The sequence below is a fragment of the Pseudomonas sp. Irchel 3E13 genome (assembly GCF_900187455.1).
GTDB lineage: Bacteria > Pseudomonadota > Gammaproteobacteria > Pseudomonadales > Pseudomonadaceae > Aquipseudomonas.
The window spans coordinates 184,923-206,313 of sequence record NZ_FYDX01000010.1; the positions used below are offsets into that span (position 1 = coordinate 184,923).

Genomic DNA, 21,391 nt, shown 5'->3' on the forward strand with positions numbered 1-21,391 from the left:
GTGCATTGGATAATCTGGATCAGTTGTTTCGCCTGTATCACCGCGAACTGCAGAAGATTGCCTATCATCGTCTGGGTGATCGGGAAACAGCGGCAGACCTCACGCAGGATGCGTTCGTACGCTACGCCGACCTGGACCGCCAGCAGCGAACGCATTTGATCGCCAACCCGCGTTTTTTCCTGATCCGCGTGCTGCGCAACCTGATCATCGACCTGAGGCGTACGCGTACTCGGCGCGGGCAGGTGGGCTCTCTGGAGGATGTACAGCACGAGATGCTCGATCCGTCCCCGGGGCCTGCCGCGCTGGTGGAGTTGCGTCAGCAGTTGGTGCTGTTGCACCGGGCACTGACGGAGTTGCCCGACAACGCTCGCCAGGCCTTGTTGCTCAACCGCCTGGATGGCCTCGGTCATGCGGCCATCGCCGAGCGACTCGGGGTGTCCCTCAGCATGGTCAGCAAGTACATCATGAGTGCCTTGCTTCACTGTGCCCGCCGTCTCGACTTGATGGATGACTGAGTGAAACGCAGTATCGTCGACGCTTCCAGGAACACATCACCGCCGACGCTGACCGAGCAGGCGTTGCAGTGGCTGGTCGACTTGCATTCCGGCCTTCCTGAGGCACCAGGCTGGGAGTCCTATCTGCAATGGTGCGACACATCGTCCGATCATCAGCGTGCCGCCCATGCGGCGGAAAAACTGTGGGACAGTCTGGGCATCACGCTGGAGCGCCCGCCCAGTGCGGCGCGGCGATTGCCGCAGTGGGGGCTCGCCGTGGTACTGAGCCTGGCCGGGGCTTTGTACTGGCAGGCCGGTAAGCAAGGCTGGATGGCGGACCAGGTGACCGGTCTGGGCGAGCACCGCAGCCTGACCCTGGCCGACGGTTCGCGCCTTGAGTTGGCGCCTCGCACCCGCGTCGATATCGAGATGGAGGCTGATCACCGGGTTGTGCACCTCTATGCCGGCGAACTGTTCGTGCAGGTGGCCCCCGATGCGCAGCGTCCATTCGATGTGTTGGCTGGCCGTGGGCGCCTGCGGGCGCTGGGTACTGGTTTCGATGTTCGGCGCGCGGGCGAGCAGGTGCACATGGTTGTCACTGAGCATTCGGTGCGGGTGAGCCTGGAGGATGATTCGCAAACCGTAGACGTTGAGGCCGGGCAGGCCGTGCAGTACGGTCCCGATGGCCTGTCGCGCACCCAGCCGGTCGATGTCGGTGCGGCAACGGCATGGCGTCGTGACCGGCTGGTGTTCAATCGCCAGCCGCTGGCCCAGGTGCTGGAGCAGATTGGCCGCTACCATCGCGGGCTTATCTGGGTGCGCGACAACGACCTGCGCCAGCTACCGGTTACCGGCGTCGTCGCGACCGACGACACCGACGCGCAATTGCAGCTATTGCAAAGGACTCTGCCGCTGCGGGTGCGGCAATTCCCATGGTTGACCGTGATTGAACGTGACGACTCACGTTCAAAGTAGTGCCTGCGCAAAAATAATTATTTTTCGCCACTGTCGGTTTTCAGAGGACTGACGTCTTTCCTGTCGTTATTGATTTTTATTACGCTGATTTCAGCAGGGGAGCGTTATGCAGCATCTGATCAGACACACCGCCTTGAGCCTTGCGCTAGTGGCGGCCAGCAGCGTGGGCGTGAGCCATCAGGCGTGGGCGGCGGATCACCAGCAAGCCGTCGAGCACACTTTCGATATTGAGGCAGGCCCGCTCGACCAGGCGCTGACCCGCTTTGCCGATCAAGCAGGATTGCGCCTGATGGTGGCCAGCGAAGTGATCACCAGCCAGCATTCGGAAGGATTGCAAGGGCGTCATGTGCTTCAGCAGGGCCTGGATCAACTGTTGTTGGGCAGTGGTTTGAGTGCCAGGATCAGCGGCGATGTGATCCTGGTCGAGAAAGCCCCGACGCCGGGAGCGGCACTCGAACTGGGAATTACCACCATCCAGGGACAAGGGATGGGAGAGATGACCGAAAACTCTGGCTCCTACACCACAGGGTTGGCCAGTGTCGGCTCGAAGACGCCAACCAGCCTGCGGCAGACGCCGCAAACCGTCTCGGTGGTCACCGACCAGGTGATCCAGGAACGGCGTATGACCAGTCTGACCGAGGCTATGAAGGCGGCGCCGGGCATCACGGTTAAATCCGCCAACTCCAACCTGTCCAACTTTTATTCCCGTGGTTTCATCATCGAAAACATCCAGATCGATGGTGCTGCGCCCATGGCCCTTGGTACTACGGCGGGCAGTTTCTACTCGTACAAGAACTACGACCTGGTCGAGTTCGACCATGTCGAGGTTCTGCGCGGTTCGTCGGGGCTGTTTGGAGGTACCGGTGATCCGGGAGGCATGATCAACCTGGTGCGCAAACGACCTCTGGATAGCTATCAACTGAAGGTAGATACGTCCGTGGGGTCTTGGGACAACTACCGTACCCAGCTCGACGTGACAGGCCCTATCGGCTTTGATGCGCGCCTGCGTGGTCGCCTGGTTGCGGCCTACACCGACCGTCAGTATTTCCTGGATGATCGCAGCACCGAGAAACCGATCCTGTATGGCGTGCTCGAAGGCGATATCAGCGACTCCACCATGCTGACCCTGGGCGGGCGTTCGGAGCGCCTGCACGACAATGGCATCGGCACGGGTGTGCCGCGTTACATCAACGGCGATGACCTGGGCTTGCCACGTCACAACAGCCTGACCACCCGTTGGGCGTATCAGGACGGACGTTCGGATGAAGTGTTCGCCAAGATCGATCACGACTTCAATGATGAGTGGAAAGCCAACGCCACCTACACCCAGACCCGTGACAGCGGACTGATCAAGAGTTCGGCGGTTATGGGCGGCGCCGACCTGGTGGATAAGAGCGGCCCGTTCTGGTACGGCTCGGTCAACCGCTATCTCAGCGAACAGCATCTGTTCGATGTCAACGTGGCCGGCAAGTTCGAAGCCTTTGACCGCCAGCATGAGCTGCTGATGGGGGCTGATTACCAGAAAATCACCAGCCGCTGGCGCGGCACGCGCGGCTTGATGGGCGGGGGAGACGTGAATGTCTTCGATCCAGGCTCAACACCTTGGGATGAACCCTATGATGACCGTTACGTGCGTGACTACAGTCCCAACACCCAAGAGCAGTATGGGCTGTACTCAACGTTGCGCCTGCAACTGGCCGACCCGCTGCACCTGATCATCGGTGCGAGGGCTCAGCGCTACACGTTCGAACAGGTCAATAGCGAGAAGAACGTCGCCGGTTTCGACCCTGACCAATGGGTGCCGATTTCCGACGTCAGTCGCCGTGAACCGACCAAGGTCGTGCCCTATGGTGGCTTGGTGTTTGATCTGAACAAAGACTGGTCGACCTATGCCAGCTATTCGGAGATCTACAAACCACAGCAGCTACAAGCCAAAGGGCCGTTGCCGGGCAGTCCCCTGGAACCGATGACGGGCAAGACATATGAACTGGGTCTGAAAGGCGAACTCTGGGATGGCGCCGTCAATGCTGCGCTGTCGGTTTACTACACCGAGCAGGAAAACAGGGCGGTACTGGACCCTGCCTATCCGGGCTCGGACATCTTGTTCGCCGGCAGTTGCTGCTATGTCGCCGAAGGCAAGGTCGTCAGCAAAGGCTTTGATGCTGAGATCAGCGGTGAGGTGATGGAAGGTTGGGACCTCATGGCGGCCTATACCTACAACATCAACAAGGACCGCACCAGCAATTCACCCTTCAGTACCGTCACGCCCAAGCACAGCGTAAAAGTGTGGTCGACCTATCAACTGCAAGGTGCCCTCAAAGACTTGAAAGTGGGGGGCGGGGTCAACCTGCAGAGTGCCGACTATGTCAGTGGCTTTGCTGCACGGCTCGACAACACCATGAAGCCAGTGCTCGATGGCGATGGCGATGTGATCTACGACGCGTTCGATTACCGTCAAGCCGGCTACGCAGTGTGGAATGCGCTGGCCGAGTACCAGATCGATGAGCACTGGGCGCTGACCTACAACCTCAACAACGCCTTCGACAAGACCTACTACGCGACCGTAGGCTCGTCCGGCCGGCAGAATTGGTACGGTGAGCCGCGCAACCATATGCTGACGTTGCGTGGCACTTTCTGGTAGTTCTCGGGCCTCGGAAAAGCCGCAAGGTGTGGGGCAGGTAACTGCCCCCCACACCGCGTCCCATACACCTAAGCCAAGGAGTGCAGAGATGGATGACTATCTTGAGTTCAATAGAGCGAACTGGGATGAACGAGCGCCACTCCACGCCGCGTCTCCTGACTATGAAGCTGCAAGGTTTATCGCCTCTGCGGATCATTTATCGGCAGTGGTTCGTTTCGATCAGCCTCGCCTTGGTGACATTTCCGGCCTGAGAGGGGTGCACTTACAGTGCCATATCGGCACAGACACCCTTTCTCTTGCCCGTCTTGGGGCGGTTATGACCGGCCTGGACTTTTCTCCCGTCTCACTGGATCAAGCCCGGCGACTGGCGACCGACTGCAGCGCTGAGATTCACTACGTCGAAGCGCCGGTTTACGAGGCCGCGCAAGCCCTTGGTAGTGGTGGCTTCGATCTGGTCTACACCGGCGTCGGTGCATTGAACTGGCTGCCCAGCATTGATAAGTGGGCCCGAACGGTAGCTGCGTTGCTCAAGCCCGGAGGCCGCCTGTTTCTGCGTGAAGGGCATCCGATGCTCCTGGCTCTGGATGAGGGTTGCCAGGAAGAGCTGAGGATCAGCCACCCGTATTTCGAGCGCCCCGAGCCGACGGTATGGAACGATGACAGCACTTATGTCGAAGTCGATACTGCGCTGAAGGCAACCATCACCCATGAGTGGAACCACGGCCTTGGCGAGGTCATTTCGGCGCTTTTGCGTCATGGGCTGAATCTTGTCGCCATCGAGGAACATGACTGCATTCCGTGGGAAGTGCTGCCTGGGCAGATGGTTCTCGGGGAGGATGGGGAGTGGCGTTTGAAAGTTGACCCATGGCGTCTGCCTTTGAGCTACACCTTGCAGGCGATCAAGCGGTGAGGGACAGGACTGGCTTTTGTAATGGACAAAAAAAGCCCGCCGAAGCGGGCTTTTTCAACAGCGGGTGAATCAGTCGTCGGAGCTCATGATGCCGAACAGTTGCAGCAGGCTGACGAACAGGTTGTAGATCGATACATACAGGCTGATGGTCGCCATGATGTAGTTGCGCTCACCGCCATGGATGATCTGGCTGGTCTGGAACAGGATGCACACCGACGAGAACAGCACGAAGCCGGCGCTGATCGCCAGTTGCAGGCCGCTGATCTGGAAGAAGAAGCTCGCGACCACGGCACCCAGCAGAACGAAGAAACCGGCGGTGATGAAGCCGCTGAGGAAGCTCATGTCCTTGCGGGTGATCAGCACGTAGGCCGACAGACCACCGAACACCAGTGCGGTCATGGCGAAGGCCGAACTGACCACTTCGGCGCCACCGGCCATGCCCAGGTAACGGTTGAGGATCGGGCCGAGCAGGAAACCCATGAACCCGGTCAGGGCGAAGGTGGAAACCAGGCCCCAGGCCGAGTCACGCAACTTGGCGGTAAGGAAGAACAGACCGTAGAAACCGATCAGTACGACGAAGATATTCGGGTAACCGACGCGCATCTGCTGTGCGACGTAGGCCATGACAGCACTGAAGATGAGAGTCAGGGCCAGCAAGCCGTAAGTGTTGCGCAGGACTCGGCTGACCTCCTGCTGTTCGACCTGCAGGCCGTGGTTGACGGCGTAATCCTGTTCGCGCATGGCGACACTCCTGTGGGTTTTGAAACGTTGAGTTGCAAAGATCATAACAGAGCATTGGAAACAGGCCATCCAGAGAGTTTGACAGCTTGTTTCATTTCGGTATGATGGCGCCCGCATGACAAAGTGGAAGCGTGGCCGAGTGGTTTAAGGCAACGGTCTTGAAAACCGTCGATGGGCAACTATCCTAGAGTTCGAATCTCTACGCTTCCGCCATATTCTGATCTAAGCCCCTGAAAGAAGGGGCTTTTTTCTGCCTGCAGGTTTTCTAACCACGTTTACACCCACGTCTTCCTTTCCTGGTTCACTCTCTTTTCAGTCATATTCTGAAACTGTTTTTACTCACCCAGACCTACCCATCAAGCGCCGTCTTGCCCATCTATCAATAGATAGCATCAGGGAAAGAGCCATCGACCGACTCTTGTATTCAGAGCTCAACGGCGGCGCGAACGCGGTGCCAAAACCGATGGTTTGCCTGTTCGCGGCTTTCAGGGAAGTTGGCTCAAGTACGACGAGACGGGCCTTTTCACTTAGCGTAGTGGCGGGCCTCGATCGCTTGTGCCCGCTGCCAGCTTTCAAGCGATTTGAGATTCTGCAGGTATTCCTTGATGTGTGGATACTGGCCTTTGCTATCGAAGCGTTGAATGATTTCGGCTACAAAGAACATCATGAAGTCGGCGCCACTGAGCTTGCCGCCCACCAGGTAGTCTTTGTTTTCCAACTGATCGTTCAGGTACGTGAAGACCTTTTTGCTTTCGGTTCGGGCGTAGCTCGGAAGAAAAACGAGCTCGGCAGTCTCACGCTGCATGAAGACTTGGAGCAGCGGTGGCAGCATGGCGGAGCTTTCGGAGAAATGCAGCCATTGCAAATACTCGACATACTCATCGCTTTCTTTCGCCGGGGCCAAGTGCGGGGCAAAGCGTTCGATCAGAGTCTCCGTGATCGCACCCGACTCTGCTACCACCTTCCCGTTGAGCTCAATCACCGGCGACTTGCCCAGTGGATGGATGGCTTTGAGGGACTCAGGGGCAAAATGGGTCGCTCGATCACGGGTATAGAATTTGACCTCGTAAGGCACCCCCATCTCTTCCAGCAGCCAAAGCGTGCGAATGGAGCGCGATTCGTTCAAGTGGTGCAAGGTGATCATGTAGGTGTTCCTTCGGTTGGAAGAGGTGAAAGTGGGTCGACATCCGTGATGGTTGCGATGTAGACCCCTTCAAATGTGTCATTGAGCCAGTTTGAGAAGGGCCTTGGCGGCCTCTTCCGAACTAGCAGGGTTCTGGCCAGTCACAAGCTTGCCGTCGACCAGGACGAAAGGCGCCCAATTCTCGATCTTCTCGTACAGCGCGCCCTGACGTTTGAATTCGTCCTCAATGAGGAACGGAACCACGTTGGTCAGTTGCACATCTTCCTCTTCGCCATTGGTGAACCCCGTCACGTGTCGGCCTTTAACCAGAGGCTCACCGTCAGCGGTCTTTACATGGCGCAGCACACCCGGTGCGTGGCAAACGAATCCGATTGGCTTGTTGGCTCGCTCGAAGCTTTCAATCAGATCGATCGACTTGCGAGACTCCGCAAGATCCCAAAGCGGGCCGTGTCCACCTGGGTAAAAGACAGTGTCGAACTCTTCATGGGAAACGGCATCCAGCTTCACGGTAGATGCGAGGACACGCTGGGCGTCAGGGTCGGCTTTGAAGCGGTGAGTCAGCTCAGTTTGAAATTCCGGTAGATCGCTTTTGGGATCAAGCGGAGGTCGCCCGCCTGCAGGCGAGGCTACTACCACATCGGCGCCCGCATCTTTGAACACGTAGTAGGGCGCCGCGAACTCTTCAAGCCAGAAGCCTGTCTTCAGCCCGGTGTCGCCGAGCTGATCGTGGGAAGTCAACACCATCAATACTTTCATCTGGATTTCCATGCTCTTGATTTAAAGGTTTCCGGGCGTTCGAGCACGCTGTCCGGAGCTCAGTCTCTGGAGGCTCAGCCTGCAAAAAAAGCCTGAATCGTTTGCAAGTTGTCGCTGTAGGGCGCCCGCAGTCTCAGGTTTGAAGCGCCGTCCTTGCTTTGCACGACCACTGGCTTGGCATGGGTGAAACGGCGGAAACCATGCACGCCGTGATAGGCGCCGATGCCCGACGCGCCTACGCCACCAAACGGCAGTGAATCGATCGAGGCGTGGGTCATGACATCGTTGATCACCAGGGCCCCTGAGGTGGTGTGGCGTGCGAACAGCTCTTGCTGGGCCTTGTCATCTCCGAAGTAATACGCAGCGAGAGGGCGCGGATGGCTGTTGATGTACTGAAGAGGCTCGGAAGCATCGGTGTACGTTTTCACCGGCAGCAGCGGCCCAAAGATCTCTTCCTGCATGATGGCCATCTCGTCGGTCACATCGAGCACCAGGTGCGGGGCGATTTTTCGGGTTTTTGCATCGAACGCTGGCTCACTGCCCGGTGCCAGGTTGATCAGCGTAGCGCCCTTCTGCTCTGCGTCCGCCAGAAGGCCAACCAGCCGGTCGAAATGGCGGTCACTGATGATCGAGGTGTATTCCGGGTTGCCGAGCAGGGTGGGGAAGCTGTTGGCGATGAATTCCTTACTGAACATCACCAACGATTCCTGCTGCTCCGGCGTCACCATTATGTAATCCGGCGACAGGCAAATCTGACCCGCATTGAACGTCTTGATGGTCAGCGTCCGTGCGGTGGCAACCGCGATATCGAAACCTTCCGCCACCACCACCGGGGACTTGCCGCCAAGCTCCAACGTGACAGGTACCAGGTTTTCAGCTGCTGCGCGCATCACATGCCGTCCGACGCCAGTGCTTCCGGTGAAAACGAGGTGGTCGAAGGGCAGGGAGCTGAACGCCGCCCCTACACTCGCATCACCCAGCACTACCGAAAGCTCGGAGGGTTCGAAGTAGGCGGGCACTAACTCCGCCAGGAGCTGCGAAGTGGCCGGCGTCAGCTCTGATGGCTTCAGCATCGCGGTGTTGCCTGCGGCGAAGATGCCTGCCAGAGGGCCAAAAGCGAGGTTGATCGGGAAGTTCCAAGGGCTTATTACGCCAACAACACCGAGTGGCTGTTGCTCGATCCAGGCCTCCATTCCAGGCCCAGGGCTTTCTACTTTCTCTGCCTTCATCCAGGTTTCCAGATGATCAGCAGAGTGCTCCAGCATTTTCAGGGTGGTCGCGAGGTCAGCAACCAGCGACTGATAAATGCTGCGGTTGCCGAAGTCAGTGTTGATCGCTTCGCTGATAGCCTGGTGATTGTCTCGGATCAGCTTGGCGCTGCGTTTGAGCCTGTCGCGGCGCAGTTCTGCACTGGCTGGCCCCGACGCAATATGGGCTCGCTTCATGCTGCGCAAAATTGCGAAAAGATCTTGAGTGTCTTGGTTGCCAGTCATTGGATTTCCTCAGATCGAGGGGCTGTCGTTGCGCCCGTGATAAGTGCGTTCAAATCGTGGAAGCAATCGTAGGGCAGTGGCGTGACGGCGAGTAGACAGCGTATTTTAGCGCTCATATAAATTTTATTATGGGTGCGTCATGTCGCTGGTCAGGTTGAGAACCTTCATTGAGGTCTATCGTCAGCGGTCAATCAGCGGCGCCGCGCGGTCTCTGAACTTGACCCAGCCAGCTGTGTCGCAGCACATCGCAGGGTTGGAATCAGCGATCGGCAGAACCTTGTTCGACCGACAGGCTCGGGGGGTGGAACCAACAGCTGCCGCTCGTGAGTTGGCATCGGACTTGGGGGACAAGCTGGACATGGCGGAGTCCGCTTTGGCCACCGCAAGAGCACGGTCGGTGGAACTGGCCGGGGCGCTGCAGATCATCGGACATGCTGACTTCCTGGCCGAGGTCGTTTCCAAGCAGCTTCGACCTTTACTTGAGGATGGCATTCGCCTGCGCATGCGCAGTGGCAACCATGAGCTGATCACGCGGATGCTCATCGAGGGGGAATGTGACCTGGGCATATCCGCCTCTCCACCCAATACACCCCGACTGCGTAATGAGCTGATGTTCACAGAGCAAATTGTGGCCGTAGCGGCGCCGGCGGTTGCACAGAGAATCGCTGCGGCTGAAACCCTTGAAAAGGGGCTCGGTGCAGAGGCGTTGCTGGCCTACAGCCTGGAACTGCCGTTGGTGGACGCCTGGCTTGAAAAGAATGAAATCGAGCTTGAGTCTTCTGTCCCGGCGATGGCCGGCCAGGATTTGCGTACGCTGCGAACGCTCATGATGGATGGGTTCGGTTGGAGCACGTTGCCGGCCTATCTCTGTGAACCTCACATCGCACGGGGCGAGCTTCAAGAGATACCCAGCCCGGTTGGACGCACCACGCGTGATTACCATCTGCTTTGGGCGCCTGCGGCCCTGAGGCAGCCTCGCGTTGCTCATGCTCGGCAGACGTTGCTCTGGCATATGCGCAATGGAGAGCGAAACCAAGCTGATATTGGGGGGCACCCAGCTTCTTGATAGGTATGTCCGGGCGCTCCCGATGATATCCATACCTGTGCCCGAAGATTCTGTTTGCAGGCGCCTACTCATGAAAAGGAGTGTTTGATACGCCGGCTGGACCGACTCCGCCACCCCTCCTGGGCCAGCGTCATCACCACCGTAAGCCCCATAAACACCACCGACGCCCAGAAGATACCCTCCGGCAACCCCCGGTCGAGCAGCCAGCCAAACCCCACCGGCCCCAGTGCGCCGCCGATATTGAAGCCGCTGGAGACAATGCCGAAGGTCCGTCCTTCGGCGCCTTTCGGCGAGGCGGCGCGGACCAGCATGTCGCGGGACGGGGCGATGACGCCGGTGAGGAAGCCGATCACGCCGAGCACGATGACCAGTGCCTGATCGCTGAATCCTGCCGTGGCGACGAGGGCGGTGAGCAGCGCGGCCAGGCCGAAGGCGGCGGCGGCCACCAGGCCGTGACGCCGGGTGCGGTCGGCCAGGACACCGCCGGACAGCACGCCGAAGGCGCTGGCGAAGAGAAAGGCGCTGAGCGCCGCATTCGCCCACGGCAGGGCGATGCCCTGGCCTTGCATCAGCGCCGGCAGGGAAAATTTCTCGATGGCGCTGGTGCTGAGGTTGAGCAGCACGAACAGCAGCGTCAGGGTCAGGATCATCGGTGACCACAGCCGGCGCCGGTCGCTGCCGGGTTTGTCGGCAGTGGCCTTGGCGTTGCGGGCCGGGGCGATCCGGGTGATGCCCGATCCCGGCACCAGCAGCAGGGCGAGGGCGGCAAAGCCAGCCAGCGCCACCGCGACGAAGGCCAGGCGCGGATCGCTGGCCGCGGCGATGGCCGGCAGCACCAGCGGCGCGACGGCGGCGCCGAGAAAGCCGGCGAAGGTGTGTATGGAAAAGGCTTTGCCCATCCGCGCCGGGTCGATGCCCTGGGCCAGCAGGGCATAGTCGGCGGGGTGGTAGACGGCGTTGGCGACACCGGCCAGGGCCATGGCCACCAGCAGCCAGGTGTAAGTGGGAAACAGGGCGATCAGCAGGAAGCTGCAACTGCCCAGGGCCAGCCCCGCGATCAGCACGCGGCGGGCGCCGTAGTGGTCGACGGCAAAGCCCATGGGTGCTTGCAACAACGCGCTGACGATATTGAACAGGCTAAGCGCCAACCCCAGTTCGATATAGCCGACGCCGAACCAGGCGGGCAGCAGTGGAAACAGGGCGGCGAGGGCCATGATGTGCAAATGGCTGATGCTGTGGGCGCTGGCGACCTGGGGCAGCAGCCCGATACGACTCGGCATGACGCTGGGGTTCCTTTATCGGCGTGGTCCCGGCCGCTGTGGCGTGCCGGGGATACGCCGCCGATTCTAGGCGGAGGGTGGTCCAGCGCGGCCGTCCATTCCGGGTGCGCTCACCAGACCACTTTTCTAACGCTTCAGCACCTTGGCCAGCCGTCGCATCGCCGCTTCGATCTCATGTTCCGTCAGAGAGGCATAGCCAAGTAGCCAACCCGGGCGGCTCGCCGTTCCCGCATACAACGGGCTGAGCCCCAGCAGTTGAATGCCGGCGCTGGCGGCCTGGCGCAGGGTGCGTTCTTCCGACCAGCCATCGGCGAGGAAGCACGGAATCTGCAGCCCGCCCGGTGGCGGCAGCGCATTGGCGATGCCCGGCAGATGGCGCGAGACGGCGTCGAGCAGCACCGTGCGTCGCGCCCGGTATAGCTTGCGCATGGCGCGGATGTGGGCGTTGTAATGGCCGTCTTCCATGAACCGCGCCACGGTCAACTGGAGCAACTGCGGCGTGTGGCCGTCCATGATGCTGCGGGCGCGGGTAAAGGCGTCGACCAGTTCCGGCGGCAGCACCATGTAGCCCATGCGCAGGCCGGGAAACAGGGTTTTGCTGAAGGTGCCCAGGTAGATCGTCCGCCGGTACGGGTCCAGCCCCTGCACGCAGGCGGTGGGCAGGCCGTCGTAGTGGAACTCGCTGTCGTAGTCGTCCTCGATGATCCAGCGGCGCTGTTCCGCGGCCCAGTTGATCAGGTCCAGCCGGCGCTCCAGTGGCAGGGTCGCGCCGGTGGGGTACTGGTGCGAGGGCGTCACGTACAGGCAGGCGGCGCCGCTGGTGTCGGCGCGCAGCAGGTCGGTGCGCAGGCCGTGGTCGTCGACATCGATCGGGATCACCCGGGTTTCCGCGGCTTCGAAGGCCCTGCGCGCGCCAATGTAGCCGGGGTTTTCCATCAGCACCGGTTTGCCCGCATCGGCCAGCAATTGGGCGCAGAGCAGCAGGGCCTGGCGGGTGCTGCTCAGCACCAGAATCTGCTCGGGCGAGCACTTGGCGCCACGCTCCAGATTCAGGTATGTGGCGATGGCGTTGCGCAGCGGCTCGGCGCCCTGCGGATCGCCGTGCAGCAGCACGCTGCCGCGATAGTCCTTCATCACCTGGCGGTGCAGGCGTTCCCAGACGGCGAGGGGGAAGGCGCGGGTTTCCGGCAGGCCGGGGGCGAAGGCGCGGATCTCCTGTTGGTCACTGACGCCGCCCTGTTCGAGGATGAGCTGGCCGCGACGGCTCAGCGCCGGCGCGGTTGGCGGGCTGGTCTCGCGGCGCCGGCCCGCGCCGGGACGGCGTTGGACGCCGCCCCGCAGCTCGGGGCCGAGGGTGTTCGAGACGTAGCTGCCGGAGCCTTCGCGGCGGGTAATGAAACCGTCGCGGTGCAAGTGCACATAAGCGTTTTCCACCGTGTCGCGGGCAACCCCAAGGGACCCGGCCAGGACGCGGCTGGCCGGCAGCTTCAGTCCGGGCGCCAGGGCACCTTCGAGAATCAAGGCGCGCAAGGCCCGCTGAATGCGCTGGTGCAGGTCGAGCGGCTGCAGGTCGGCGGCGCCCAGGCGCATGTTCAAGGTTTCGAGTTCGAAGGTGCTGGCCATCGGATCGGCGCTCCCTGCGCGAAGAAGTGGTCTGCTGATTGGCTGCAAAGTGTAGGGGCACGGCAGGCCATTGCGAAGCTATAAATGCTCCCCGTTCGGGCCCGTCAGCCCGTCCTGTCAGGAGCCAGATGCCATGTCAGCAAAAACTTCCATTGCCCGGCCGGGGCCGGGCGACCTCATTCACCCGATCATCGCCGGGCTGATTTCAGTCATCGTCAACTATGGCGGCACCTTCATCCTGGTGTTCCAGGCCGCACGGGTGGCGGGTTTGAGCCCGGAACTGACGGCGTCCTGGGTGTGGTCGGTGTCGATCGGCGTGGGGGTGACCGGGCTGCTGCTCAGTTGGGCCACGCGAGAGCCGATCATCACCGCCTGGTCGACGCCGGCCGCGGCCTTTCTGGTGGTCGCGTTGGCGACCACGCCCTATGCCGAGGCGGTGGGGGCGTATCTGATTTCCGCGGCGGCCTTCGTGGTGCTGGGCCTGTCCGGTTGCTTCGAGAAGGTCATTCGCCTGGTGCCGCCCGGGGTGGCGGCGGGCTTGTTGGCGGGCATTCTGCTGCCGTTCGGCATTGGCGCCTTTGCCAGCGTCAGCGTCGATCCGCTGCTGGCGGGCGTGCTGATCGCGGTGTATGTGGTGTTCAAGCGCTTTACCGCGCGCTACGCCGTGGTGGCGATTCTCGCCTTGGGCATGGTTTTGTTGCTGGCGCAGGGACGACTGGATTTCTCCGGACTGCAGTTGCAGTTCGCCGCCCCGGTGTACACCGCGCCGGCGTTTTCCCTCAACGCGCTGCTCAGCGTGGCCATGCCGTTGTTCCTGATTACCCTGACCGGCCAGTACATGCCCGGCATGCTGGTGCTGCGCAATGACGGCTTTCGCACCAGCGCCAATCCGATCGTCACCGTGACCGGGCTGGGTTCGCTGCTGATGGCGCCGTTCGGTTCCCACGCGTTCAATATCGCGGCGATCACCGCGGCAATCTGCACCGGCAAGGAAGCCCACGAACTGCCCTCCAGGCGCTGGATCGCCGGTATCGCCGCCGGGCTGTTCTACATCGTGGTCGGGATCTTCGGCGTCACCCTGGCGGCGGTGTTCATGGCGTTTCCGGCCAGCTTTATCACCACCCTGGCCGGGCTGGCGCTGCTGGGCACCATCGGTGGCAGCCTGGCCAGTGCCCTGGCGGATGCGCGCAGCCGCGAGTCCGCGTTGATCACCTTCCTCGCCGCGGCCGCCAATATCACCCTGTTCGGGATTGGCGGCGCGTTCTGGGGATTGCTTATCGGCCTCGGCGCCCATGCCGTGCTCAATGGCCGCCTGCCGCGCCGGTCAGCGTCCGCGTCGGAGCGTGAAGCGGTCAATTGACCGGCCCGTTGGCGTGCGCTCGCGGGCGCACTCCCGGGTCATCCCCGGCACGATGGTTCAGAAATTCCTGAACTGATTATTTGTCATCAGCGATTTTTCCCGCGCAGGCCCCTCGCCAGAATCCCTCACGACAACTACAAAAATCGTGAGTACCGCCTCCGTGACCCAGATTCCCTCGCGCGAACATCAGGTATTGCAGGCCGCCGCCGCCCTGGTCGATGCCTTCGCCAGCAATGACACCGCCCGCTACTTCGCCTGCTTCAGCGAAGACGCGACCTTCCTGTTCCACACCCTTGCCCAGCCGCTGACCTCGCGCCACGCCTATGAACAGGTCTGGCAGCAATGGCAGGCCGAAGGCTTCGCCGTGCTCGGCTGCCAGTCCAGCAATGGCCAGGTCAGCCTGCAAGGCGAGGTGGCGATCTTCATGCATGACGTCGCCACCCACATCCGCCTCGGCGGTGAAGAACACCGGTTGCAGGAACGGGAAACCATCGTCTTCCGCCAGCACGGCGAACGCTGGCTGGCCTGTCACGAGCACCTGTCGGTCCTCAGCGACGCTTGATTTTATTTCGGCGGCCTTGCCGCTACTGCCAACGCACTCACCCGCGGAGCGATCCGCGGGGCAGACAAGAGGGCGGCGCCTGCGCGCCAGCCTTATAACAATCAAGACAGGCGCTGGAGCATCACCATGAGCCAATCGACGCGGATCGAAACCAACGGGGTCGAACAGATTCCCGATCATCAACGCAGTGCCAGCCCGCTGGACCTGTTCCGCCTGATCTTCGGCGGCGCCAACACCTTCGCCACCGCGGTACTGGGCAGTTTCCCGGTGCTGTTCGGGCTGTCGTTCCAGGCCGGGGTCTGGGCGATTTTGCTGGGGGTCGGCGTCGGTGCGCTGATCCTTTCACCGATGGGCCTGTTTGGCGCGCTCAACGGCACCAACAACGCGGTGTCGTCCGGCGCGCATTTCGGCGTGCACGGGCGCATCGTCGGTTCGTTCCTATCGCTGCTGACCGCCGTGGCGTTCTTCTCGCTGTCGGTGTGGAGCTCCGGTGACGCCCTGGTCGGCGGCGCCAAGCGCCTGGCCGGATTGCCGGAAACCGACCTGACCCTGGGCCTGGCCTACGGCCTGTTCGCGGTGCTGGTGCTGGTGGTGTGCATCTACGGTTTCCGCTTCATGCTGTGGGTCAACAAGATCGCGGTGTGGGCGTCGAGCCTGATGTTCCTGCTGGGCATCGTCGCCTTCGCCGGCCCGTTCGACGCGGGCTTCGCCGGTAGCGTCAACCTCGGCCAGCCGGGCTTCTGGGCGGCGTTCATCGGCTCGGCGCTGCTGGCGATGAGCAACCCGGTGTCGTTCGGCGCCTTCCTCGGCGACTGGTCGCGCTACATCCCGCGCGCAACGCCGAAGTCGCGGATCATGCTGGCGGTAATCGCCTCGCAGATCGGCACGCTGATTCCGTTCTTCTTTGGCCTGTGCACCGCCACCCTGGTGGCCAGCCACGCCCCGCAGTACATCGAGGCGAACAACTACGTCGGCGGCCTGCTGGCGATTTCGCCGAGCTGGTTCTTCCTGCCGGTGTGCCTGATCGCGGTGATCGGCGGCATGTCCACCGGCACCACGGCGCTCTACGGCACCGGCCTGGACATGTCCAGCGTGTTCCCGCGCCTGCTCAGCCGCGCCGGCGCGACCTTGCTGATCGGCGTCGCCGCTATCGCCTTCATCTTCATCGGTCGCTTCGCCTTCAACCTGGTGCAGAGCGTGTCCACCTTCGCGGTGCTGATCATCACCTGCACCAGCCCGTGGATGATCATCATGATCCTCGGCCTGATCACCCGCCGTGGCTTCTACCACGCCGATGACCTGCAAGTGTTCACCCGCGGCGAGCGCGGCGGTCACTACTGGTTCACCCATGGCTGGAACTGGCGCGGCATGGGCGCGTGGATCCCCAGCGCGCTGGTCGGCCTGTGCTTCGTCAACCTGCCGGGGCAGTTCGTTGGTGCCCTCGGCGAGCTGGCCGGCGGCATCGACATCAGCCTGCCGATCACCCTCGGCATGGCTGCCGTGCTGTACCTGGCCCTGATCAACCTCTTTCCCGAGCCCGCCGCGGTGTTTGGCCCCAAGGGCCCTCGCTGGGTATTCCGAAAACCAGTGGCGCAGGCGCCGCTGACCCGTGCCGAAACGGCCTGACTGGAGCTGCACATGACTCATTACATCGATGGCCGCTGGGTAGACGGCGCCACTGCCGACTGCATCAAGGTATTCGACCCGTCCCTGGGCGAGCCTTTCGCTGAATTGCAGGCCGCCAGCGCCGCCCAGGTCGATGACGCCGTGGTCGCCGCGCGCAAGGCGCTGCCGGCCTGGAAAGCACTGGACGTGGCAAAGCGCGCCGGTTACCTGCGCGGCTTCGCCGAACAACTGGGCCTGCGCCGCGAAGAACTAATCAGCCTGCAGATGCGCAACAACGGCAAGCCGCGCTTTGAAGCCGAGGTAGACCTGGACGACGCCGTCGCCACCTTCGGTTACTACGCCGACCTGATCGAGCAACAGGCGCAGAAAGACCCGAACGTCGCCCTGGCCGCGCCGGGCTTCAGCGCCCGCACCCGGCTGGAGCCGGTGGGCGTGGTCGGCCTGATCGTGCCGTGGAACTTCCCGCTGGTGACCAGCGCCTGGAAACTCGCCCCGGCCCTGGCCGCCGGCTGCACCGTAGTGCTCAAGCCCTCGGAAATCACGCCGCTGATCGAACAGAGCTACGGCCAGATCGCCGAGGCCCTGGGCCTGCCGGCGGGCGTGCTGAATATCGTCGTCGGCAAGGCCGAAACCGGCATCGCCCTGAGCAACCACAACGGCCTGGACAAACTGTCGTTCACCGGCAGCAACACGGTGGGCAGCCAGGTGATGCGCAGTGCTTCGGCACAGTGCCGCCCGGTCACCCTGGAGCTGGGTGGCAAGTCAGCGATCGTGGTGTTCGATGACTGCGACCTGGATCAGGCGGTGGAGTGGATCGTCGCGGGTATCTGCTGGAACGCCGGCCAGATGTGCTCGGCCACCTCGCGCCTGCTGATCCAGGACGGCATCGCTGATGCGCTGCTGGCGAAGTTGCAGGTGGCGCTGGCGCAACTGCGGGTCGGCAATCCGCTGACCGAAGAAGTCGACATGGGCCCGCTGACCAGCCAGGGCCAATGGCTGAAAGTCGCGGCGTACTTCGCCGTGGCCAGGGAAGAAGGCTTGAAGTGCCTGACGGGCGGCGAGCCGCTGGACCGCGCCGGCTGGTTCGTCAGCCCGACGCTGTACGCCGATGTGCCGGCGAACAGCCGTCTGTGGAGCGAGGAAATCTTCGGGCCGGTGCTGTGCAGCCAGCGTTTCAGCACGGAGGCCGAGGCGATTGCCCTGGCCAATGACAGCCGCTTCGGGTTGGTCGCGACCGTGGTCAGTGCAGATCTGCAGCGCGCCGAGCGGGTTGCCGATGCGCTGGAAGTGGGGCATGTGTGGATCAACTCGATCCAGGCGGTGTTCGTCGAAACCTCATGGGGCGGGACCAAGGGCAGCGGCATTGGTCGCGAGCTGGGGCCTTGGGGGTTGTCGGCGTATCAGTCGGTCAAGCATGTGACTCGTTGCCTGGGGTGACGTGCAGGAAGGACCACCGCCCCAGACGGTGGTCCTTGATTCATCTAGAGCGGGTCAAGATAGAAGTTCATACCGACTTCATCCTTCGATTCGCGTTTCACCTTTGCTCCGGCGAGGATCACGGTCGGGCCATCTTCCAGCTTCGACAGCGGGGCAATGACTTCATCGCTGACGGTGCCCGCCTGGGTCGCGGCCACGGCGACCGACGCCAGTCTCTTCAGATCGCCGAAGCTGCCAAGGTCCCTTCTGTACAGCCCTTCCACAGTGATAAAGAACACCTTGCCATCCATCTTGGACACATTGACAACCAGGGTGATTCCAGGGGCGAGAGGGGTCTGGACGATGGTGTATCTGCCCTCGTCGATGATATGCGTAGGATCCATCCGGGGTTGGTGCTCCCACTCCTGGAGCAATGGATTGAGCCGCGCGGCATATTGCTCGGGGGTCAGATCGAAGGTTTTCGGGTTCGGCGGCAGCGAGCCGGTGTAGAACAGTACAGTGAATAGCCCCCAGGTCAGCAGTCCGCCCGCCGAGAAACCGGTGATGTGACGGAGCAGAGCACCTCGTCCCTTGTGTTTCAGGTGCCGGGCTATCCAGAACCACAGACCAGCCCACATTATGGTTTCAATGATTCCCACTACGTCAGTCAGCGTCATGCACTACATCCTTGATTTTGTGTCTTGTCGTGATGGCCGGGTCGCATCGGCCAGTCGCGGCGAATGATGTCAATTGAGCATCATCTTCGCAACGACCGCTGTATAACTCCTGTCAGCGATCAAGGTCCCTGAAAAGTGCCAGCCCCCATCGACAGGGCGCCGGACACGGACGTTGTCGATGGGGGCTGGAGGTTCCTGTGGCTGCGTGTCAGTTCCGATCCAGCCACACCGTCTGCGCATTGCAGAACTCGCGCACGCCAAAGTGCGACAGTTCGCGCCCGAAACCACTCTTCTTCACGCCACCAAACGTCACCCGCGGATCGCTCGCGCAGTAGCCGTTGATGAACACGCCACCGGTGTCCAGTTCATCGGCCAGTTGCTCGGCCAATGCCGCGTTGGCGGTGTAGACGGTGGAGGCCAGGCCGAACTCGCTGTCGTTCGCCAGTTCCAGCGCATGCCGCGCATCGCGGGCGGTGATGATCGAGGCCACCGGGCCGAACAGTTCCTGTTTGAACGAGGTCATCTGGTCGGTCACGTCAGCCAGCACGGTCGGCTGGTAGAAGTTGCCAATGCCTTCGGCCTTGCCACCACCGAGCAGCAGGGTGGCGCCTTCGGCCAGGGTTGCCTGGACTTGCCCGTCGAGTTCGTCGCGCAGGTCGAAGCGGGCCATCGGGCCGATATAGGTGTCGGCGTTGTCCGGATCACCCACCACCAGGGCGCGGGTGGCTTCGACGAATTTCGCGGTGAAAGCCTCCACCACGCCTTGCTCGACGATCAGGCGCTTGGCCGCGGCGCAGACCTGGCCGGTGTTCTGGTAGCGACCGATGACCGCGGCTTTCACCGCTTCGTCCAGGTCGGCGTCGTTGAGCACGATGAACGGGTCGGAACCGCCCAGCTCCAGCACGCATTTCTTCAGCGCGGCACCGGCCTGTGAGCCGATGGCGATGCCGGCGCGCACGCTGCCGGTCAGGGTGACGGCGGCGATGCGTGGGTCGGCGATCGCGGCGGACACGCCGTCAGGGGTAACGTTGAGCACTTCGAACACGCCTTCCGGGAAGCCGGCGCGCTTGATCGCGTCCAGCAGCAGGTAGGCGCTGCCCATTACGTTCGGCGCGTGCTTGAGCACGTAGACGTTGCCGGCCAGCAGCGTCGGCACCGCGCCGCGCAGCACTTGCCAGATCGGGAAGTTCCACGGCATCACAGCGAGGATCGGGCCCAGCGGACGGTATTCGATGCGCGCCTTGCCCACCGCTACGGGCGCCGCTTCGGGGGCGATCATGTCGGGGCCGGCGTCGGCGTACCATTCGCAGAGCTGGGCGCATTTCTCGATTTCGCCACGGGCCTGGGCGATCGGCTTGCCCATTTCGGCGGTGATCATCCGCGCCATGGCTTCGGCGTTGTCGCGCAGCGCGCCGGCCAGCGCCAGCAGGCGTTCGACCCGGGCTTCGACCGGGGTGCGGCGCCAGGCGGCGTAGCCGGCGGCGGCGCGAGCGAGGGTGGCGTCCTGCACGGCGGCGCTTTCGTAGGGATAGTGGCCAATCTGCTCGCCGGTGGCGGGATTGATCGACAAGGCATGGGTCTTGTGGCTGATCACGGTCATTTTGGAGTTCTCATGGACGGTGTATGGATCGAAGCCTACTGCGTTGTGTCTTTCCCTTGAACTGAATAATACTGAGCGAAACGTTCACGCAGAGAGAATGACTCTATGGATCTGGTGCAGTTGGAGATGTTCAAGGCCGTGGCAGAGCAGGGCAGCATCAGTGCCGCGGCTCAGCACATTCATCGGGTGCCGTCGAACCTGACCACAAGAATCCGACAACTGGAGCAGGAACTGGGGGCGGACCTGTTCATTCGCGAGAAAAGCCGCCTGCGTTTGTCGCCGGCCGGCTGGAACTTCCTCGACTATGCGCGGCGCATTCTCGACCTGGTGGCCGAGGCGCGGCAGACCGTAGCCGGCGACGAACCCCAGGGCGCCTTCGCCCTCGGCTCGCTGGAAAGCACCGCGGCGGTGCGCATCCCGGCGTTGCTGGCAGCCTATAACCAGCGTTACGCCAAGGTCGAACTGGACCTGAGCACCGGGCCTTCCGGGGCGATGATCGATGGCGTGCTGGCCGGGCGCCTGAGCGCGGCCTTCGTCGACGGCCCGGTGCTGCACCCGGCGCTGGAAGGGGTGCCGGTGTTCACCGAGGAAATGGTCCTGATCGCACCCCTGAACCACGGGCCCATCCGCCGCGCCGCCGAGGTCAACGGCTCGACCATCTACGCTTTCCGCGCCAACTGCTCGTACCGCCATCACTTCGAAAACTGGTTCGCCCAGGACGAAGCGGTGCCGGGCAAGATCCTCGAAATGGAGTCCTACCACGGCATGCTCGCCTGCGTCAGCGCCGGCGCCGGGCTGGCGTTGATGCCGCGCAGCATGCTGGACAGCATGCCGGGTTGCAGTACGGTCAGTGTCTGGCCGTTGTCTGAGCGCTTCCGCTACCTGCGCACTTGGCTGGTGTGGCGCAAGGGCATGATGTCGCGTTGCCTGAGCACCTTTGTCGAGTTGCTGCGCGAGCGCGGTGATGTGCTGGAGGCCGAAGGCGCGGAGGCGTGACGACACAACATGCATAGACACATTCTGTATA

At 62.2% G+C, this 21,391-nt stretch carries 18 protein-coding genes and 1 tRNA gene; 11 read left to right on the forward strand and 8 right to left on the reverse strand.

The window, feature by feature from the left end; genetic code table 11:
- The first annotated feature begins 5 nt into the window (after positions 1–5).
- From CKW37_RS19235 to CKW37_RS19250, 4 genes are all read left to right on the forward strand, one after another.
- Positions 6–515 carry an RNA polymerase sigma factor gene (locus tag CKW37_RS19235; protein WP_256587806.1) on the forward strand — a complete coding sequence of 170 codons (510 nt, stop codon included), beginning with the start codon at positions 6–8 and terminating at the stop codon, positions 513–515.
- Positions 516–1,469 carry a FecR family protein gene (locus CKW37_RS19240; protein ID WP_256587807.1) on the forward strand — a complete coding sequence of 318 codons (954 nt, stop codon included), beginning with the start codon at positions 516–518 and terminating at the stop codon, positions 1,467–1,469.
- Between the two features lie 106 nt (positions 1,470–1,575).
- On the forward strand, positions 1,576–4,110 hold the full coding sequence (locus tag CKW37_RS19245; RefSeq protein ID WP_095157355.1) for a TonB-dependent siderophore receptor: 2,535 nt from the start codon (positions 1,576–1,578) through the stop codon (positions 4,108–4,110).
- Positions 4,111–4,198: 88 nt separating this feature from the next.
- Positions 4,199–5,020, forward strand: a complete 822-nt coding sequence (locus CKW37_RS19250; protein WP_095157357.1) for a bifunctional 2-polyprenyl-6-hydroxyphenol methylase/3-demethylubiquinol 3-O-methyltransferase UbiG — start codon at positions 4,199–4,201, stop codon at positions 5,018–5,020.
- A gap of 69 nt (positions 5,021–5,089) precedes the next feature.
- On the opposite strand, the gene CKW37_RS19255 is transcribed toward CKW37_RS19250, so the two are convergent.
- The gene (locus CKW37_RS19255; RefSeq protein ID WP_095157359.1) at positions 5,090–5,761 is read right to left on the reverse strand and encodes a Bax inhibitor-1/YccA family protein; all 672 of its coding nucleotides are present in this window, start codon (positions 5,759–5,761) and stop codon (positions 5,090–5,092) included.
- A 125-nt stretch (positions 5,762–5,886) separates the two neighbouring features.
- Here CKW37_RS19255 and CKW37_RS19260 point away from each other — a divergent pair.
- Positions 5,887–5,974: transfer RNA gene (locus CKW37_RS19260), tRNA-Ser, on the forward strand.
- A gap of 310 nt (positions 5,975–6,284) precedes the next feature.
- Here CKW37_RS19260 and CKW37_RS19265 read toward each other — a convergent pair.
- From CKW37_RS19265 to CKW37_RS19275, 3 genes are all read right to left on the reverse strand, one after another.
- Positions 6,285–6,905, reverse strand: a complete 621-nt coding sequence (locus CKW37_RS19265; RefSeq protein ID WP_095157361.1) for a glutathione S-transferase family protein — start codon at positions 6,903–6,905, stop codon at positions 6,285–6,287.
- Between the two features lie 78 nt (positions 6,906–6,983).
- Positions 6,984–7,661, reverse strand: a complete 678-nt coding sequence (locus CKW37_RS19270; protein WP_095157363.1) for a type 1 glutamine amidotransferase domain-containing protein — start codon at positions 7,659–7,661, stop codon at positions 6,984–6,986.
- A gap of 74 nt (positions 7,662–7,735) precedes the next feature.
- Positions 7,736–9,154, reverse strand: coding sequence for a coniferyl aldehyde dehydrogenase (locus tag CKW37_RS19275; RefSeq protein ID WP_095157365.1), 1,419 nt, complete (start codon positions 9,152–9,154; stop codon positions 7,736–7,738).
- A gap of 139 nt (positions 9,155–9,293) precedes the next feature.
- Here CKW37_RS19275 and CKW37_RS19280 point away from each other — a divergent pair, with 139 nt between their 5' ends.
- Entirely contained in the window at positions 9,294–10,220 is a 927-nt protein-coding gene (locus CKW37_RS19280; RefSeq protein ID WP_095157367.1) for a LysR family transcriptional regulator, read from the forward strand.
- 68 nt (positions 10,221–10,288) lie between these two features.
- On the opposite strand, the gene CKW37_RS19285 is transcribed toward CKW37_RS19280, so the two are convergent.
- Together CKW37_RS19285 and CKW37_RS19290 are read right to left on the reverse strand one after the other, a co-directional pair.
- Positions 10,289–11,500 (reverse strand): MFS transporter, encoded by a 1,212-nt coding sequence (locus CKW37_RS19285; protein ID WP_095157370.1) that lies wholly within the window; start codon positions 11,498–11,500, stop codon positions 10,289–10,291.
- A 126-nt stretch (positions 11,501–11,626) separates the two neighbouring features.
- On the reverse strand, positions 11,627–13,123 hold the full coding sequence (locus CKW37_RS19290; RefSeq protein ID WP_095157372.1) for a PLP-dependent aminotransferase family protein: 1,497 nt from the start codon (positions 13,121–13,123) through the stop codon (positions 11,627–11,629).
- Between the two features lie 133 nt (positions 13,124–13,256).
- On the opposite strand from CKW37_RS19290, the gene CKW37_RS19295 reads away from it, so the two are divergent.
- The 4 genes from CKW37_RS19295 (at position 13,257) to CKW37_RS19310 (ending at position 18,108) form a co-directional block, all read left to right on the forward strand.
- Positions 13,257–14,483, forward strand: a complete 1,227-nt coding sequence (locus tag CKW37_RS19295; protein ID WP_095157374.1) for a benzoate/H(+) symporter BenE family transporter — start codon at positions 13,257–13,259, stop codon at positions 14,481–14,483.
- Positions 14,484–14,652: 169 nt separating this feature from the next.
- On the forward strand, positions 14,653–15,045 hold the full coding sequence (locus CKW37_RS19300) for a nuclear transport factor 2 family protein (protein WP_371864311.1): 393 nt from the start codon (positions 14,653–14,655) through the stop codon (positions 15,043–15,045).
- A 126-nt stretch (positions 15,046–15,171) separates the two neighbouring features.
- The gene (locus tag CKW37_RS19305) at positions 15,172–16,671 is read left to right on the forward strand and encodes a cytosine permease (protein ID WP_095157378.1); all 1,500 of its coding nucleotides are present in this window, start codon (positions 15,172–15,174) and stop codon (positions 16,669–16,671) included.
- Positions 16,672–16,677: 6 nt separating this feature from the next.
- A complete protein-coding gene (locus CKW37_RS19310; RefSeq protein WP_095157380.1) occupies positions 16,678–18,108 on the forward strand; it encodes an aldehyde dehydrogenase family protein in 1,431 nt (476 codons plus the stop codon).
- Between the two features lie 44 nt (positions 18,109–18,152).
- Here CKW37_RS19310 and CKW37_RS19315 read toward each other — a convergent pair whose 3' ends face one another.
- Together CKW37_RS19315 and CKW37_RS19320 are read right to left on the reverse strand one after the other, a co-directional pair.
- Entirely contained in the window at positions 18,153–18,764 is a 612-nt protein-coding gene (locus CKW37_RS19315; RefSeq protein WP_095157382.1) for a hypothetical protein, read from the reverse strand.
- A 208-nt stretch (positions 18,765–18,972) separates the two neighbouring features.
- Positions 18,973–20,364 carry an aldehyde dehydrogenase family protein gene (locus tag CKW37_RS19320; protein ID WP_095157384.1) on the reverse strand — a complete coding sequence of 464 codons (1,392 nt, stop codon included), beginning with the start codon at positions 20,362–20,364 and terminating at the stop codon, positions 18,973–18,975.
- A gap of 105 nt (positions 20,365–20,469) precedes the next feature.
- Here CKW37_RS19320 and CKW37_RS19325 point away from each other — a divergent pair, with 105 nt between their 5' ends.
- Entirely contained in the window at positions 20,470–21,360 is an 891-nt protein-coding gene (locus CKW37_RS19325) for a LysR family transcriptional regulator (RefSeq protein WP_095157386.1), read from the forward strand.
- The last annotated feature ends 31 nt before the right edge of the window (positions 21,361–21,391 follow it).

What these genes read in the sequence shown, in the direction of transcription:
- CKW37_RS19280 (WP_095157367.1), top strand. Translation starts at nt 9,294, where the DNA reads ATGTCGCTGGTCAGGTTGAGAACCTTCATTGAGGTCTATCGTCAGCGG.
- CKW37_RS19265 (WP_095157361.1), bottom strand. Translation starts at nt 6,905, where the DNA reads ATGATCACCTTGCACCACTTGAACGAATCGCGCTCCATTCGCACGCTT.
- CKW37_RS19295 (WP_095157374.1), top strand. Translation starts at nt 13,257, where the DNA reads ATGTCAGCAAAAACTTCCATTGCCCGGCCGGGGCCGGGCGACCTCATT.
- CKW37_RS19275 (WP_095157365.1), bottom strand. Translation starts at nt 9,154, where the DNA reads ATGACTGGCAACCAAGACACTCAAGATCTTTTCGCAATTTTGCGCAGC.
- CKW37_RS19285 (WP_095157370.1), bottom strand. Translation starts at nt 11,500, where the DNA reads ATGCCGAGTCGTATCGGGCTGCTGCCCCAGGTCGCCAGCGCCCACAGC.
- CKW37_RS19270 (WP_095157363.1), bottom strand. Translation starts at nt 7,661, where the DNA reads ATGAAAGTATTGATGGTGTTGACTTCCCACGATCAGCTCGGCGACACC.
- CKW37_RS19250 (WP_095157357.1), top strand. Translation starts at nt 4,199, where the DNA reads ATGGATGACTATCTTGAGTTCAATAGAGCGAACTGGGATGAACGAGCG.
- CKW37_RS19315 (WP_095157382.1), bottom strand. Translation starts at nt 18,764, where the DNA reads ATGACGCTGACTGACGTAGTGGGAATCATTGAAACCATAATGTGGGCT.
- CKW37_RS19245 (WP_095157355.1), top strand. Translation starts at nt 1,576, where the DNA reads ATGCAGCATCTGATCAGACACACCGCCTTGAGCCTTGCGCTAGTGGCG.
- CKW37_RS19255 (WP_095157359.1), bottom strand. Translation starts at nt 5,761, where the DNA reads ATGCGCGAACAGGATTACGCCGTCAACCACGGCCTGCAGGTCGAACAG.
- CKW37_RS19290 (WP_095157372.1), bottom strand. Translation starts at nt 13,123, where the DNA reads ATGGCCAGCACCTTCGAACTCGAAACCTTGAACATGCGCCTGGGCGCC.
- CKW37_RS19325 (WP_095157386.1), top strand. Translation starts at nt 20,470, where the DNA reads ATGGATCTGGTGCAGTTGGAGATGTTCAAGGCCGTGGCAGAGCAGGGC.
- CKW37_RS19320 (WP_095157384.1), bottom strand. Translation starts at nt 20,364, where the DNA reads ATGACCGTGATCAGCCACAAGACCCATGCCTTGTCGATCAATCCCGCC.
- CKW37_RS19305 (WP_095157378.1), top strand. Translation starts at nt 15,172, where the DNA reads ATGAGCCAATCGACGCGGATCGAAACCAACGGGGTCGAACAGATTCCC.